This window comes from Streptomyces sp. NBC_00078, from assembly GCF_026343335.1.
Lineage (GTDB): Bacteria > Actinomycetota > Actinomycetes > Streptomycetales > Streptomycetaceae > Streptomyces.
The window spans coordinates 3,380,042-3,395,803 of sequence record NZ_JAPELX010000001.1 but is presented as its reverse complement, the minus strand read 5'-3'; the positions used below and the strand labels follow the sequence as shown (position 1 = coordinate 3,395,803).

Sequence of the window (15,762 nt, the reverse complement as noted above, 5' to 3'; positions counted from 1 at the left end):
CCACGGACCCCCACATGACCACGGACCCCCACACGGCCAAGGACACGCACGTGACGACCACGGACACCCGCATGATGACCACGGACCCCCGCGACATCCGGCTCGTCGTTCTCGACATGGCCGGCACCACCGTCGCCGACGGTGGCCTCGTCGAGCAGGCCTTCGCGGCGGCCGCACGGCACCTCGACGCCGAGCCCGACTCGATGCTGGACCACGTCCGCGCCACCATGGGCGAGTCCAAGATCTCCGTCTTCAGGCACCTGTTCGGGGACGAGCGACTCGCGCAACGCGCCAACGCCGCCTTCGAGGCGGCGTACGCGGATCTCGTCGACGGCGGCAGGATCGCGCCGCTGCCCGGCGCGCGCGAGGCCATCGAGGAGCTCACCGCGCAGGGCCGTACGGTCGTACTGACCACCGGCTTCGCGCGCACCACACAGGACGCGATCCTGTCCGCGCTCGGCTGGCAGGACCTGGTGCCCCTGACGCTGTGCCCCGCCGACGCCGGGGGCCGCGGACGCCCGTACCCCGACATGGTTCTGACCGCGTTCCTGCGTACGGCGGCCGCGGACGGCGTACGGCAGATCGCCGTCGCGGGCGACACCTCGTACGACATGCTCAGCGGCGTCCGCGCGGGCGCCGGTGTGGTCGCCGGGGTCCGCACCGGGGCGCACGACGCGGACGCGCTGCGGGCGGCCGGGGCGACCCATGTGCTCGACTCCGTCGGCCGGTTGCCGGCACTGCTCGCGCCCTGACCGGGCTGACGGACGGCGTGCCACTCTTCGAACCGCACTGGACCGAGATCGCCCGAAACAGTCAGAGTTACGTTGAGGACTGGAAGTCTGCGACCGACAGCTGATCGTTAGGCTGGGGCCACGCAGTACCGCGTACGGCAGGAGATCCCGCACATGGCAGACCGCAGGCCCATCGAGTCGTGGCTCACCGACATGGACGGTGTGCTCATCCACGAGGGCGTACCGATCCCCGGCGCCGACGCCTTCCTGAAGAAGCTCCGCGAGTCCGGCAAGCCCTTCCTGGTCCTCACCAACAACTCGATCTACACCCCGCGCGACCTGCACGCCCGGCTGCGGCGCATGGGCCTGGACGTGCCGGTCGAGTCCATCTGGACCTCGGCGCTCGCCACCGCCCAGTTCCTGGACGACCAGCGGCCGGGCGGCTCGGCGTACGTCATCGGCGAGGCGGGTCTCACCACCGCACTGCACGACATCGGGTACATCCTCACCGACCACGAGCCCGACTATGTCGTCCTCGGCGAGACGCGGACGTATTCCTTCGAGGCCATGACCAAGGCGGTACGGCTGATCGACGCCGGCGCCCGTTTCATCTGCACCAACCCCGACGAGACCGGCCCCTCCGCCGAGGGCGCGCTGCCCGCGACCGGCGCGGTGGCCGCGCTGATCACCAAGGCGACCGGCAAGCAGCCGTACTTCGCCGGCAAGCCCAACCCGCTGATGATGCGCACCGGGCTCAACGCGATCGGCGCCCACTCCGAGACCAGCGCGATGATCGGCGACCGCATGGACACCGACGTGCTGGCCGGCATGGAGGCCGGGATGCAGACGTTCCTGGTGCTCACCGGGCTGACCCGGCCCGAGCAGGTCGAGGACTTCCCGTACCGGCCGTCCAAGATCGTCGACTCGATCGCGGATCTGGTCGACCGGATCTGACCTGGTCAGGGCCGTTCCGAAACCCTTCGTAACCCGTTTGGAGCAGTGCGGCGCCGCTGCGGATGCGAGGCCCGGGCCCGGGGAGGAGCCTCCTGGTATCTGGAGGTTCACGATGGGCTCACTACGTCTCACTCTCTGCACAGGGCTCCTGGCCGCCTGCGCCCTCACGCCTACGGCGCACGCGGCGGACGGGGCGGACGGGGGCCCAGCGGGCCTCTCGGTGACCCCGTCGGCCCCCGCCCCCGGCGCCGACCTCGCGCTCCGGGTGACCGGCTGCGCCAAAAGGACGGCCACCGCGCACTCCACGGCGTTCGTCGCGGACGCCCGGCTCGCGGGCACCGACGGCACCCTCGCCGGGGACACCCGGGTCCGCGCCTCTGCCGAAGCCGGCCCGTACGACGTGAACATCACGTGCGGCGGCTTCCAGGTCAAGGGCAGGCTCACTGTCGTATCGCCGTCGGAGACGGGGTCGCAGGGGCAGGGGCAGGGGCAGGCGCAGTCGGAGCCGGAGGCCCAGGCGCTGTCCGACGACTCTTCCGCCGTCCCTGCAGTGCCCCGCGCCCCGGTTTCGCCCGCCGCCCCGGCGTCCCCCGTCGCCCCCGTCCACGCGGGCGGAGGCGGAACCGCGCGCTTCGCCACCGTGGACGTCAGCGCGGCCGGACCCGGCACCGGGCAGGCCGTCACCGGGCTCGTCCTCGTGGGCGTCGCCGCGGCCGCCGTGGCGCTTCTGAGCGCGCGCCGGGGCCGCGGGAAGGATTGAGCCGATGTCCGAGCACGCCGACCACGAGCGTTCCTCCGGCTCCGCCCGTCTGCTGATGGGCACGGCCTGGGCGGTGCTGCTGCTCGGGCTGTGGCTGTGGGGGCGGCAGGTGACCGACATACGGCAGGGCACAGCCGCCCCGGCCGGCGCCGGCGACCTGGCCTCGGTCGGACGGCCGCCGGATGCGGAACTTCCGCCCGCGGCCCGCCCGTTGGGGGACGCGCTGCCGCAGCGCATCGACATTCCCGACCTGGGCGTCCAGGCGCCCGTGGTGGCCCGTGGCCTGGACCGGCAGGGGGCGATCGACCCGCCGCCCTACGACCAGGCGGGCGTCGTCGGCTGGTACGCGGCCGGGGCCAGACCGGGGGCCGCCGGGGCCGCGCTGATGGTGGGGCACGTCGACACCGAGACCCGCCCCGCCGTCTTCTACAAGCTGAGCACCGTACGGCCCGGCGAGAACGTCCGCGTCGTCCGCGACGACGGCAAGGTCGCCGAGTTCACTGTGGACGACGTGCGGGTACAGGAACGCGACCGCTTCGACGCCCGACAGGCCTACGGGCAACACCGGCCGGGGCGCTCCGAGCTGCGGCTGATCACCTGCGGCGGCACCTTCGACCGGGTCAGCCACAGTTACACGGCGAACGTGATCGTCTCGGCCTACCTCACCGGAACCAGCCTGTGAACCCGTCGCCACCGAGCCGCCTGTACCGGGCCCGGTCGGCGGCCTGCTCCCCCCGAAGCCGCCGACCGGGCTGGTCCTCAACCGCGGGCGCACGGGATGCGGGAGTAACCCGGCGACCGGCGCGGGAGGTTCGGGGTGCCACAGAGGCAAGAAACGGCCGGGGGCCGGGGTCGTCTGAGAAGACTTTAGAACGGATGAGCGCCAGAACCTAGGGGCTGTATGACGCCAGGTTCCGGTTCGGTGGCTCTCCGTCATACGCACTGGTGATTCAGGGCTCCACGACGCCCTTCGGACAGTCCGGGTGCCTCCCGGTGCTTCGTGGCGCAGCTCGGCGCCGTGCGCCCCCCGCTCGACCACCAGGGTGCGTAACAGCTCGCCGACAAGGTTCGGGCGATCTCGTGGGGCCACGAGGCGTATGTCAGGATTGAGCCTCTAACCAGTGCACCCAAGGGGGAGTTGGATGTACGGCATGAGGGGGGCCGGGATGAGGGGTTCCGCGGCGGTGCTGGGGGCGGCACTTCTCGTCGCGGGATGTTCGTCCGGGGGCGACGGCGACACGAACAAGGACGCCGGCGCGAAGATCACCCAGCAGCCCAGGGAGAGCGACCCGTTCTGGGTCAACCCGGACAGCAACGCGGCACGTCAGGTCACCGGCTACGACAAGTCCGGCAAGGACGACGACGCCAGGCAGATCCGCAAGATCGCCGAGCAGCCGACCGGTGAGTGGATCGGCCCGGAGAACCCCGAGCAGGAGGCGAAGGGCTTCACCGAGGCAGCCGACAAGGCGGGGCGCACCGCCCTGCTCGTCCTCTACAACATCCCGCACCGCGACTGCGGCCAGTACTCGCAGGGCGGCGCGGCCGACGGCGACTCGTACCGGACCTGGATCGACGGCGTCGCGGCGGGCATCGGGGACCGCGCGGCCACGGTGGTCCTCGAACCGGACGCCATCCTGCACCTGGTGGACGGCTGCACCCAGGACGAGTTCCACGAGGAGCGCTACGACCTCCTCAAGGGCGCCGTCACCAAGCTCAAGTCCCTGAAGAACACCAAGGTCTACCTGGACGCGGGCAACGCCGGCTGGGGCCACCCCGACCAGATCTTCCAGCCCCTGCGGTGGGCGGGCATCGACCGGGCGGACGGCTTCGCGGTCAACGTCTCCAACTTCTACTCGACCAAGGACTCCATCGCGTACGGAAAGCAGCTGTCCGCGAAGGTCGGCGACAAGCACTTCGTCATCGACACCAGCCGCAACGGCAACGGCCCCTACACGGGAGGCGACGAGAGCGAACGCTGGTGCAACCCGCCTGGCCGGGCCCTGGGGGAGAGCCCGACGACGAAAACGGCCGACCCCTTGGTGGACGCGTACCTCTGGGTCAAGCGCCCGGGAGAGTCGGACGGCACGTGCAAGGGTGGCCCCAAGGCGGGCCAATGGTGGTCGACCTACGCTCTGAAACTGGCGCGAGGGTCGGACGCGTAGGGGCGCGGGGCTGGGTCAGGGTGCGGCTCCGCCGCGGGCGACCAGCCATGACGCACCCGCACCCCACCCCGCACCCGACCACTCACCCGCACCCCACCACGCAAGCCGCGGCAGCGCTACGGCACCTTCACCCACTGCGCCTTGCTGGGCGTCCCCTGATCGTCATCCGCGAAGAGCATGTACCACCCCGACTGCACCAGATTCCTGTTCTTCGGCACCGTCACAGTGATCTTGCTCCCGGACGTCTTGAAGTCCAGTGCGATCGACCGCTGATCCACATCCGTGACGTGGGTCGACGCACTGGGCCGGATCAGCCGCACCTTCTTGATGGCGGAGGCCTGCGGTGATGTGAACGTGCCCGACCCGCCCCGCGCGATCGTCTGCGGCCCGCCCGAGAGCGACGGCCGCGAATCCCGGTACAGATAGGGCGGTGTGTAGATCTCGATCCGCTGCTCGAACTTCCCCGGCTTGGTGTTCGCCTTGTCGCCGTACAGCGAGTCGGATCCGAAGAACATCACCCGGCCGTCCGGCAGCAGGATCGACCCCGAGTGGTAGTTGCGCCCCACTTCCGGATCGGCGACCTTCTCGAACGAGTTGGTGTCCGGGTTGTACAACCGCGCCTGGAGGATGTTGGAGTCACCGCGCCCGCGATAGTCCTCGGAGCCGCCCGACACCAGCACCGAGTCGTCCGGCAGGACCGACGACTGCGGATAGCGCGTCCCCTTCTCCAGCGTCGGCCCGTCCGTGAACTTCGGGTTCTTGTCCTTGAGGTCGATCAACCGCGTCTTGTTGCTGGACGCCGCGGATTCACCGACCCCGCCACCGCCGATCACCATGAACTTCTCGTTCTGCGCGGGCGGCAGCAGTACCGTCCCCGACGTCTCCATCTCATTGGCGTCGCTGAGCCCCGGCAGCTTGCTGAACTTGTTGGTGCCGACATCCCAAACGCCCGGAATACGGCCGACGTTGTCCGGCCCGTATCCCGCGTTCGAACCCGAGTAGAAGATCTTCCCGTTCTGCATCAGGAACAGCGCCGGGTACGTCGGGAACTGGCGGATCGTCGACGTGTACGTCCATTTCTTGGTCTTCGGGTCGAAGACCTCGTTCTTGCCGGGCACCAGCTGCCCGATGTCGTCGAGGCCGGAGACGCTGAGGACCTTGCCGTCGCTCAGGGTGGTGAGCGTCGGATACCAGCGGGCCTCGTTCATCGGGTCGACCTTGATGTACTTCTCGGCGACCGGATCGAACTCGAAGGCGTCCCGGATTCCCTGGAAGTCCTTCTTGTCGAGGGCGAGCTTCTGCGCGATGCCGTACGTGTTGCGCGCGTCGGTGCCGGTCAGACCCTGGATGCGGTAGTTGTCCTGGGTTCCCGTCTCGTATTTGGTGCCGCTCTTCTTCGCCTCGACGTAGATACGGCCGAGCCCCGGGTCGTTGCGCAGGAACTTCCCCGTCGCCTTGTCGAAGACCTTCTTCGCACGCGGGACGAGAACCGGGTCCTTCGACACGAACGTCTTGCCGTTCTCCTTGCCCGTGAACTTCGTCCCCGCGGGCAAAGTGATCGGTTTGTCCGGGTTCTCGTTGTGGACCACCATCAGGCCACCGGCCTTGGAGACGTCACCCTTCAGCTTCTCGTACCGCTTGGTGCCGCCCGCGATCAGCAGATTGCCGTTGGCGAGCTGGGTGTGGCCGGTGCAGAACAGGTCCTTCGGGGTCGAGACCTTCTTGATCGTGCCTTTCACCGGGTCCCAGATCCGGGTGTCGAACTTCTTCGCGTCGAAGTTGTCCTGGTTGTTGCCCGAACCGGCGATCAGCAGCACCTTGCCGGTGCGCAGAAGTGCCGCGTGAATGGTGTCCTGGCGGTACTCCTTCGGGAACTCGACAATGTCCCAGTGCCCGTTGTCCGCTTTGTACTCGGGTCTGTTGATCTGGTACTCGTGGTATTTCTCTGTCCCGACCCGGTAGAGCCAAGGCCCGTTCATCCCGGCCAGCGCGAGTACCACCGCCGTACCGATCGCGAGTCGACGGGCGCGGCGGTGGCCTGCACGGTCGTTCATTCCTTACGTCCCCCAAATCCACCAAGAGCGATCTGCATCGTCTGGTCATTGCCTGCGCTCGGGTCCCCGCTCGGGCTTCCCCCCGAGCCTCCGCTCGCCGCGGCCCAGCTGGGCTTGTGCCCCGAGGCGTGCGGCGAGTGCGGCGCGGCCTGTGCCGGCAGCGGCTGGTACGCCGTCCCGGGCGCCGCCGGGTTCTGCGGCTCCGGCACGGCCGGCGCGGGTGGCCTCTTCTTCGCCTGCCACAGCGAGTACCGCCAGGCGAAGATCGGCGACGCGGTGATCAGCAGGGCGAACGTGGCCCAGATGAGCATCGCCGGGTGCGAGTGCCCGAGTGTGATGCCGGCGGCGATCGAGCCGGCGAAGACCAGGATGAAGAACAGGTGGATGCGGAAGGTCCCGAACAGGGTGTCCGGGCTGGCCGAGTCGCCCTTGGGCGTCACCACGAACTTGCTCTTGCGGCGCAGCACGGTGTCCATCAGCGAGCGGGCGTAGATCGGCGCCGACAGGGCTGACATCACCATGCCCGCCACACCGCCCGAACCCTCCGGCTCGTGCGGCGAGACGTTGTGCCGGCGGTTCCAGATGTACAGGCCGATCTGCAGCGCGGACGCGTTGCCGTACAGCATCAGCCAGACCGTCGGGTCGATGTTCACACCCGAGGCGCCCAGACCCAGGAACAGCGCACAACTCAGCGCCGCCAGAATCCAGTTGAGAGCCGACATCGGGTAGAAGATGATCATCATCGTGTAGTTGAAGAGCTTGCCCGGAGGCAGCGAGAACCAGCCCTTCCAGTACTGCTTCAGGATCGTCTCGTACGTCCCCCGCGACCAGCGCAGCTGCTGGGTGAAGAAGTCCGTCCAGGCGCCAGGACCCTCACCGACGGCCAGCACGTCCGGTGTGTACACCGAGCGCCACTTCTTGCCCGTCGCCGGGTTCCGGTGCCGGTGGATCTCGAAGCCCGTGGCCATGTCCTCGGTGATCGAGTCGTACAGGCCGCCGATCTGCTTCAGCGCACTGATCCGTACGGCGTTCGACGTACCGACGAACATCGGGGCGCCGTAGCGGTTGCCCGCACGCTGGATCAGCGCGTGGAAGAGGAACTGCTGAGACTCGGCGGCCTTGGTGATCGGGTTGTCGTAGTTGCCGTAGACCTGCGGGCCGATGACGAAGCCGACGTCCGGGTCGCGGAAGAAGCCGAGCATCCGCTCCAGGTAGTTGGGCAGCGGGACGTGGTCGGTGTCGACGGAGGCGAAGAAGTCGTAGTCGTGGCCGTGCGCCTCCAGCCAGGCGTTGTAGTTGCCGTGCTTGGTCTTGGCGCGGTGCGGGCCCTTGGGCCGGTTCCACTTCTCGATGCCCTTGCGGGAGAAGTGGTGCACGCCCAGGCGCGCGCAGACCGCCTTCACCTCCGCGTCGTCGCCCTCGTCAAGGAGCCAGATGTGCAGCAGCCCCCGGTGGCGCAGCCGCACGGCCGCCTCCAGGGTCTTCGTCACCATCTCCAGGGGTTCCTTGCCGGGCACGTACGTCGTGATGAACGCGACTCTCGTGCCGGTCTCGGGCACCACCGGGATCGGGTCGCGGGCGACCAGCGTGGCGTGCGCGTTCGACAGCACGTTCATGCAGCGGAAGAACTCGATCAGACCGATCGAGACGAGCATCACGACGTCCAGCGCCGGCAGGAAGCCGAAGGCGGGGTAGTCGCGTCGGGTCCAGTGCTCGGGCTGCAGCAGCCAGCCGAGCAGGATCAGCGACAGCAGTGGGGCTGCGCCCAGCATCAGGGCGGCGCGCAGGCGGTGCGGCTCCTGTGAGAGCAGCGAGCGGTACTGCACCTTGTACGGCTTGTCCGGGTCGGGCTGGGTGAGGGGACCGGCCAGCCGGCTGTAGTGCTCGTAGTCGTATCTCGGCAGGTTCTTCTTGATCCGGCGGAACTGGCCCGTCTGGCTGTTCCGGTGGGACGGCACTCTGAGCTGGGTCGTTTCTGACGAGTCGAAGTTGTGCCGGGCGCCCGTCGGCGTCGACGTCATGAGTCATTCCCCCCACACGCGAGGCCCCCCGCGCGTTGTGTCGGTTCCTTCCGCCCGTGTCGAGCCCCCTCGACTCTTCACAGGCGTATCACTGGTGGGTCGCGGCCACCACAGCTCGCACACGCATGGACATGGAACCGCGACCTTCCGGTTGCATGATGCCCCCCTCGGCATCGTCCCGTGAACTGGGCCCCCTATCCCCACAGAACCGGCAACCGCTTACTTGACCCCCAACTGCCGCGTATCCGCAGTATCTTGGAAAACAGGGTTCTACGGCGTTCATCATGATCGCAAGATGCGAAACGCGGTGTTTACCGGTCATACGCGTTCATTGTGGCGCATGTGGGGATCCTGTGGATGCGTTGTGGACAGCCGTACGCGAAGGTTGCCGAAGTGCTCCCTTATGGCCACCTCCGCTCTGGCCGAGTCGCCCGACCGCACCGCGTCGAGGATGTCCCGGTGCTGCCGGCAGGTGACCTGGTGGTCCGGCGGCGTGCCTCCCAGGTCCGTCTGGACACGGTGGAAGGCGTCCCAGAACGCCTCCAGGACCTCGCCGAGCAGCACGTTGTCCAGCCCCCGGTACAGGGTGGCGTGAAAGGCGCGGTCGGTGTCCGCGAGACCGGCGCCTCCTTGCGCGGCCTGGTGTTCCATACGGTTCACGAGCGCGTCGAGTTCAACGAGGTCCGCATCCGGGATCCGCCCCGCGAGCCGGGAGACGAGCCCCGTCTCCACCGCCTCGCGCAGCTCCAGCAGCTGCAGGAGGGAGTCCTCTCCCCGGTAGTGCCCGGCGACCGTGCGGAAGGCGAGGCCCTCGATCATCGGGGCCAGCGACATCGGGCCGACGTACGTCCCGAAGCCGTGCCGGATCTCCACGATGCCCATCGCCTGCAGCGCCTTCAGCGCCTCGCGCACCGAGTTCCGGCTCGCGCCCAGGAACTCCATCAGCTCGGGCTCGGTCGGCAGCGGGGCCCCGGGGGGCAGCCTGCGGTCGATGATGAGCTTCTTGATCCGCTCTTGGAGGTCACGCGCTGCCATGGCCAGAGAGTATCCGGCCAGACAGAGTGAAGGGCCTTGCTTTCACGAGAGGCCTCGCCCGCCGGCGCGGTCGCGCCGCGCCTTCAGAAACGACGATGGCGAGGTGGTTCGCACTTTCTGCGAACCCGCCTCGCCATCACCATCGTGCGCCGCCAGGGACTCGAACCCCGGACCCGCTGATTAAGAGTCAGCTGCTCTAACCAACTGAGCTAGCGGCGCCCGCTGACGTCGCAACTCTACCGGAAGCCCAGGGGTGCCCCTGACCACACGGCGCCCGGTGGCAGGCACCGGTCCCAGGCGGCCCCTGTACATCATTCGGACCGTCAACATGCGCGTCGGGAAGACGGTTGGGAAACTGATCAACGTGGACAGGCGCGGTCTTTTTCATCTGGAGTGTGAGGGGAATCGCATGGCGACTCCGGTATTCGAGGAATTCGATCCGGCGGGCGACTGCGACTGCCCCGGATGCGCGCACTGGCGCCGGGTCCTGCCCTATTCGGGGACCGGTCGCCATCCGGCCGCCCGCACCCACTCCCGGCTCCGGCCGGGCGGGGGGACCCCGATGGCCGTGATCGTGGCGGCGGCCACGTCCGCGGCACTGGGCGCGGGCTGTGCGACACCGGCGTTCGCCGCCCCGCACGCATCGCCCAGCCCGAGTGTTCCTGCAGGAGAGGAGCCCGGTACCCCGCAGGGCCACAAGGGCCCGTTGCACGGCGGGAGGGGTGGGCCGGCCAAGTTCGCCGGTGCGCTCAGGGTGCCCGCGACCACCCGCGCGGAGATCATCAACCGGGCCAGGAAATGGGTCGACGCAGAGGTGCCGTACAGCATGAACCTGTACTGGTCCGACGGTTACCGGCAGGACTGTTCGGGCTATGTCTCGATGGCCTGGGGCCTGCCCGGGAACGAATGGACGGGCAGCCTCGGCCAGTACGCGCAGCAGATCACCAAGGAGGAACTGCAGCCCGGCGACATTCTGCTGTTCCACAATCCCGAGAACCCGGAGAAGGGCTCGCACGTCGTCATTTTCGGCGGCTGGACGGACTCCACGCACGCCTCATACCTCGCCTATGAGCAGACGCCCCCCCACGCCCGCCGGCAGGCCACCCCGTATGCCTACTGGAGCTACTCGGACCGCTATCTCCCGTACCGGTACAAGGGGCTCGCGGCAGACACGCCGGGCGCGCAGCCGAGCACGCCCGCCGATCCGAAACCCGCGACGCCCTACCCGGGAGCGGCGTACTTCGGCCCCGGCGCGGACAACGAGTACGTCACCCAGCTCGGGCAGCTGCTCATCGAGCGGGGTGCCCGGCGCTTCTACCCGTCGGGCCCCGGACGGCGGTGGTCGGACGCGGACCGTCTGGCCACCCAGGCCTTCCAGCAGGCCCAGGGCTGGAAGGGCCAGGACGCGGACGGGCTGCCGGGGCCGCGGACCTGGGAGCTGCTGGTCTCCGGCAAGGGCAACTCCGTCCCGGCGGGCGGGGCGGCCGGTCCGCCCGCGTCCCACGGGGTGCAGGGCTATCCGGGCCGGGCGCTGTTCAGGCCCGGTGCGGACAACGAGTACGTCACCCAGCTGGGCAGGCAGCTGGTGAAGAAAGGGTTCGGCAAGCACTACACGACCGGGCCGGGGCCGCGCTGGGGCGAGGCGGACCGGCGCAACGTCGAGGCCTTCCAGCGCTCCCAGGGGTGGCGCGGCGGCGCGGCGGACGGCTATCCGGGGCCGGAGACCTGGAGGCGCCTCTTCTCCTGAGCGGGTCTGCCCGACCCATCTGTTGTGACCCGACCCACCTGTTGTGACGCATCTGGCGCGGAGGCTGGAGGCACGCATGAGTACGACGACCACTTCACAGACACCCGAGTCCGAGGGACCGGGCAGACCGGCTCGCCTCATCCAGAACGAGGCGACCACCGAGATCCCCGTCCATCTGCTGTTCCGCGACGACCCGGACCCGGTGTCCGTGCCGCTCAGACCGACCGTCGTCGGCCGCAGGCAGGGGACGGGCGAACAGCCGCGCTTCCGGCGGCCGACCCCGGCGAAGCCGAGGTCCGCACCGCAGATCGACCTCGATCTGGCCGAGCGTCCCGCCCGGGTGCTGCCCGCGACGGCGGGCGTGCTGGCCGGTGCCTGCGGGGCGGCCGGGTGCGTGGCCACCTCGTGGTGGGCCGGAGTCCTGCCCAAGCTCGCGGCGGCGGCGCTGCGGCTGCCGGCGTACGCGGGGGCCGGGCTCGGTCCCGCGCAGTGGACGGCCTACGCGGGCGCCGGCGCGCTCGGGATGGTCGGCTTCGGCGGGCTCGCCCGCGGCCGGACCGGACGGGCCTGGGTGCTCGGACTGTTCGGACGCTACCGGGGGACCGTGCGGCGCACCGGTCTGATGTGGGTCAACCCCCTGCTGCTGCGCCGCCGGGTCGACTTACGGCTGCGGCACTGGCGCAGCGAGCCGATGCCCGCGGCCGACGGCAACGGTGTCCCGCTGCGCGTGGTGGTGCTGGTGGTGTGGCGGGTGCGGGACACCGCGCGGGCGCTGCTGGGGATCGAGGACCACGAGACCTATCTGCGTGAGTGCGTGGAGGCGGCCCTGGCCCGGGTCGCGGTGGAGACGCCCGGCGGGGGGCGGGGTCCGGTGGAGGCGGCCGATTCCAGGGCCGCGGCACTGACCCGGCTGACGGCGGCGGACGTGGCACCGGTCGGGATCGAGGTGTTCTCGGTGCAGCCGGTCCGGGTGGAGTACGCCCCCGAGGTCGCCGCCGCGATACACCGCCGCCGGATCGCCGCGCTGGACGCCCGGCAACGGGCGAGCGTGCTCACGTCGGTCGTGGACTCCGTGGAGGACACGGTGACGCGGCTGACCGTGCGCGGGCTCGTGGAGCTGGACGACTACGAACGCAAGGCGCTGGTGAAGGACTTGACGGTGGCGTTCTGCTCGGGGCGGGGAGACCAGGGGCCGTAATCGGCCTCCGATGGCCGTGGACTGGCCATGGACCCGGCTTTCGATATGGACACAGCCAAGCAACGGCAATAATCTGACACTTGGTCTAGACCTGCACGCCTCATGGAACCTCCCCCACGTTCTTCAGGAGCGGCAGCATGCGCAAAAAGACCAAGTGGTACGCCGCCGTGCTCGGACTCACCACGGCGGGAGCCTTCGTGCTCTCCGCCGGCGGTGCGAGCGGCCACGGCTACACCGACCTCCCCATCAGCCGGCAGAAGCTCTGCCAGAACGGCACCGTGACCAACTGCGGCGACATCCAGTGGGAGCCGCAGAGCGTCGAGGGCCCCAAGGGCTTCCCCGCGGCCGGACCGGCCGACGGCTCGTTGTGCTCGGGCGGCAACTCCCGCTTCTCCCAGCTCGACAGCGCGAGGACGCCGTCCGGTGGCGCCTGGCCCACCACGAAGGTGACGGGTGGTCAGAGCTACACGTTCCGCTGGCAGTTCACCGCCATGCACGCCACCACCGACTTCAAGTACTACGTCACCCGGCAGGGCTGGAACCAGAACCACAACCTGGCCCGCTCCGACCTCAGCACGACACCGTTCCTGACGGTGCCGTACAACGGACAGCGCCCTCCGGCCACCCTCTCCCACAGCGGCACACTGCCGTCCGGGCTGAGCGGCCACCACGTCATCCTCGCGGTATGGACGATCGCCGACACGGGCAACGCGTTCTACGCCTGCTCGGACGTCACGTTCTGATCCCCGCCGGACAGGGTGCGTGCGCCGGGAGGCTCGGTCCCGGCGCACGCACCCGAACTCTGAGCCTTACTTGAGCGAACGGGGCTCCGCTCGCGGGTACCTTCCTGTCACCGCCCTACCGTTGGGCAGGGCGGTGGCCTGAGACCCCGGGGGATCCCATGGACGTGCTGTTCTACCTCGTGCCCTGCTTGATCATGGCCTTGGTCCTCTTCGGCGCGTACCGCGTGCTGCGCCGTTCGCTGCAGATCCGCAGCGCCTGGAACAGCGGGCTGACGGCCGAGGCGCGCTGTCTGCGGATGTTCACGACGACGCACGGCGGCGGCCATGACACGTCGGTGAGCACCACGCTGCACCACGTCTTCGAGTTCACCGCACGCGACGGCCGCCTCGTCCGCTTCGAGGAGGAGAACGGCCCGGCGACGATCCTGGAGGGGGACTTCGTCACCGTCTACTACGCCGAGGGCCGCGAAGTGATCGCCACGGCCAAGGCGCCGCGCCGCGCCGGTCTGGCGGCGTCCACCATCGCCATCCTGGCGTTCCTCGGGGTGATCGTCGTGTTCTGCGTCGCCTTCATGGTCACGTTCAGCCAGATGTCCGACGAGTTCGGCTTCGGCGAGGGCACCGACGACACCACCGACACCGTCGTCGTCGACGGCGTCACGATCACCCCCTGACCCTCCACATTTGACGACCCATCAACTACCGTGCGCCGCCATGGAGTCCAACAGGAGCACGGTCGCGGAACTCGTAGCCGGGCGGTGGGGCGACCACCGTCCGGCCCTGTGGTGCGAGGACCTGGTCCTCACCCATCACGAGATGGCCGCCGGTGCCGCGGCCAGGGCGGCCCTGCTGACCGACCTGCTGCCGCCCGGCGCCGAGCCGCATGTGGGTGTCCTGCTCGACAACACCCCTGAATACGCCCTGTGGCTGGAGGCCGCGGCACTGGCGGGAGCGGCAATCGCCGGCATCAACCCCACCCGCCGGGGCGCGGAGCTGGCCCGCGACATCCTGCACACCGGATGCCGGACCGTTGTCACCGAGCGCAACCACCTCCCCCTCCTCACCGGTCTCGACCTCCCCGGCGTACGCCTCCTGGTCACCGACACCGAGGAGTACGCCGGGCTCCTGGCGCCGTATACGACGGCCGAGCCGGACGCCTCCCGCGCCACCCCCGACGACCGCCTGCTGCTGTACTTCACCTCCGGTTCGACCGGCGCCCCGAAGGCCGCGATCTGCACCCAGGGCCGGCTGGCGGCCGCCGGGGCGTCCCTGGTCGGCCAGTTCGGGGTGCGCCGCGACGACGTGCACTACGTCTGCATGCCGATGTTCCACGGCAACGCGGTGATCGCCGACTGGGCACCCGCGCTGGCGGCCGGGGCGGGCGTGGCGCTGCGCCGGCGCTTCTCGGCGTCGGGGTTCCTGGCGGACGTACGCAAACACGGGGCGACGTACTTCACGTACGTGGGCCGGGCCGTGCAGTACATCCTGGCCACCGAGGCGCGCGACGACGACCGGGACAACCCCCTCCGGCTCGGTTTCGGCACGGAGGCGGGGGCGGTGGACGCGGCGGCCTTCGAGCGGCGGTTCGGGGTGCGGCTGGTGGAGGGGTACGGGTCCTCGGAGGGCGGGGCCGCAGTGCAGTGGTCGCCGGGGACGCCTCGCGGCGCGGTGGGAAAGGCGACGCCGGGTCTCGTCGTACTCGATCCGGACACGGGACAGGAGCGCCGGCCGGCCCGCTTCGACGCGGCGGGGCGACTGCTGAACGGGGACGAGGCGATAGGTGAGCTGGTCAACCGCGGCCCGAACCCCTTCGAGGGGTACTGGCGCAACGCCGAGGCGGAGGCCGAGCGGCGAAGGGGCGGCGCCTACTGGACCGGTGACCTCTTCTACCGGGACGCCGACGGCTATCTCTACTTCGCGGGCCGCACCGACGACCGTATCCGGGTCGACAGCGAGAACCTGGCCGCCGCGATGATCGAGAACATCCTCGCCCGGTACGAGGGCGCCGACGCGGTCGCCGTGTACGCGGTGCCGGATCCGGTGACCGGGGACCAGGTGATGGCGACGGTCGCGGGGAGGTTCGACCCGGTGGACTTCGGCACGTTCCTGGCCGCCCAGCCGGACCTGGGCACCAAGATGGCGCCGCGGTTCGTGCGGGTGGTGCAGCGGATGCCGGTGACGGCGACGAACAAGATCCACCGGGCGCTGCTCAGACGGGAGGGGGTCCGGTGCGCGGATCCGGTGTGGTGGCGCCCGCCCGGCGAGCAGGGGTACGCGTACCGGAGGCTGACCCGGGAGGACGTCGAGGGGGCGCCGGCTTCCACGCGAGGCTCGTCCTGAGGGGGTGTGGGTGGCGG

General features: G+C 69.8%; 13 protein-coding genes and 1 tRNA gene. 10 read left to right on the top strand and 4 right to left on the bottom strand.

The window, feature by feature from the left end; all coding sequences use genetic code 11:
• The first annotated feature begins 71 nt into the window (after positions 1-71).
• The 5 genes from OOK07_RS15865 to OOK07_RS15845 all read left to right on the top strand — a co-directional run bounded on the left by OOK07_RS15865 (position 72) and on the right by OOK07_RS15845 (position 4,607).
• Positions 72-752, top strand: coding sequence for a phosphonatase-like hydrolase (locus tag OOK07_RS15865; protein WP_266801955.1), 681 nt, complete (start codon positions 72-74; stop codon positions 750-752).
• Between the two features lie 153 nt (positions 753-905).
• Positions 906-1,685: an HAD-IIA family hydrolase gene (locus tag OOK07_RS15860; RefSeq protein WP_266680751.1), complete on the top strand. Its 780-nt coding sequence runs from the start codon at positions 906-908 to the stop codon at positions 1,683-1,685.
• Positions 1,686-1,797: 112 nt separating this feature from the next.
• Positions 1,798-2,445, top strand: coding sequence for a hypothetical protein (locus OOK07_RS15855; protein WP_266797057.1), 648 nt, complete (start codon positions 1,798-1,800; stop codon positions 2,443-2,445).
• A gap of 4 nt (positions 2,446-2,449) precedes the next feature.
• Entirely contained in the window at positions 2,450-3,127 is a 678-nt protein-coding gene (locus OOK07_RS15850) for a class F sortase (RefSeq protein WP_266797056.1), read from the top strand.
• A 460-nt stretch (positions 3,128-3,587) separates the two neighbouring features.
• On the top strand, positions 3,588-4,607 hold the full coding sequence (locus OOK07_RS15845) for a glycoside hydrolase family 6 protein (RefSeq protein ID WP_266797054.1): 1,020 nt from the start codon (positions 3,588-3,590) through the stop codon (positions 4,605-4,607).
• Between the two features lie 116 nt (positions 4,608-4,723).
• On the opposite strand, the gene glxA is transcribed toward OOK07_RS15845, so the two are convergent.
• The 4 genes from glxA to OOK07_RS15825 form a co-directional block, all read right to left on the bottom strand.
• Positions 4,724-6,661, bottom strand: a complete 1,938-nt coding sequence (glxA, locus tag OOK07_RS15840; RefSeq protein ID WP_266680738.1) for a radical copper oxidase GlxA — start codon at positions 6,659-6,661, stop codon at positions 4,724-4,726.
• Positions 6,658-8,682: a glycosyltransferase family 2 protein gene (locus tag OOK07_RS15835; RefSeq protein ID WP_266680736.1), complete on the bottom strand. Its 2,025-nt coding sequence runs from the start codon at positions 8,680-8,682 to the stop codon at positions 6,658-6,660. The genes glxA and OOK07_RS15835 overlap by 4 nt, the downstream gene beginning before the upstream one ends.
• Positions 8,683-9,000: 318 nt before the next feature.
• Positions 9,001-9,717, bottom strand: coding sequence for a FadR/GntR family transcriptional regulator (locus tag OOK07_RS15830; RefSeq protein ID WP_266680734.1), 717 nt, complete (start codon positions 9,715-9,717; stop codon positions 9,001-9,003).
• A 145-nt stretch (positions 9,718-9,862) separates the two neighbouring features.
• Positions 9,863-9,936, bottom strand: a tRNA-Lys gene (locus tag OOK07_RS15825).
• 190 nt (positions 9,937-10,126) lie between these two features.
• Between OOK07_RS15825 and OOK07_RS15820 the strand changes: the two genes are divergently transcribed.
• The 5 genes from OOK07_RS15820 (at position 10,127) to OOK07_RS15800 (ending at position 15,745) form a co-directional block, all read left to right on the top strand.
• Positions 10,127-11,464 carry a peptidoglycan-binding protein gene (locus OOK07_RS15820; protein ID WP_266680732.1) on the top strand — a complete coding sequence of 446 codons (1,338 nt, stop codon included), beginning with the start codon at positions 10,127-10,129 and terminating at the stop codon, positions 11,462-11,464.
• A gap of 76 nt (positions 11,465-11,540) precedes the next feature.
• The gene (locus tag OOK07_RS15815; protein WP_266797052.1) at positions 11,541-12,662 is read left to right on the top strand and encodes an SPFH domain-containing protein; all 1,122 of its coding nucleotides are present in this window, start codon (positions 11,541-11,543) and stop codon (positions 12,660-12,662) included.
• Between the two features lie 137 nt (positions 12,663-12,799).
• The gene (locus OOK07_RS15810; protein ID WP_266797051.1) at positions 12,800-13,405 is read left to right on the top strand and encodes a lytic polysaccharide monooxygenase auxiliary activity family 9 protein; all 606 of its coding nucleotides are present in this window, start codon (positions 12,800-12,802) and stop codon (positions 13,403-13,405) included.
• A gap of 158 nt (positions 13,406-13,563) precedes the next feature.
• On the top strand, positions 13,564-14,079 hold the full coding sequence (locus tag OOK07_RS15805; protein ID WP_266680726.1) for a hypothetical protein: 516 nt from the start codon (positions 13,564-13,566) through the stop codon (positions 14,077-14,079).
• A 40-nt stretch (positions 14,080-14,119) separates the two neighbouring features.
• On the top strand, positions 14,120-15,745 hold the full coding sequence (locus OOK07_RS15800; RefSeq protein ID WP_266797050.1) for an AMP-binding protein: 1,626 nt from the start codon (positions 14,120-14,122) through the stop codon (positions 15,743-15,745).
• The last annotated feature ends 17 nt before the right edge of the window (positions 15,746-15,762 follow it).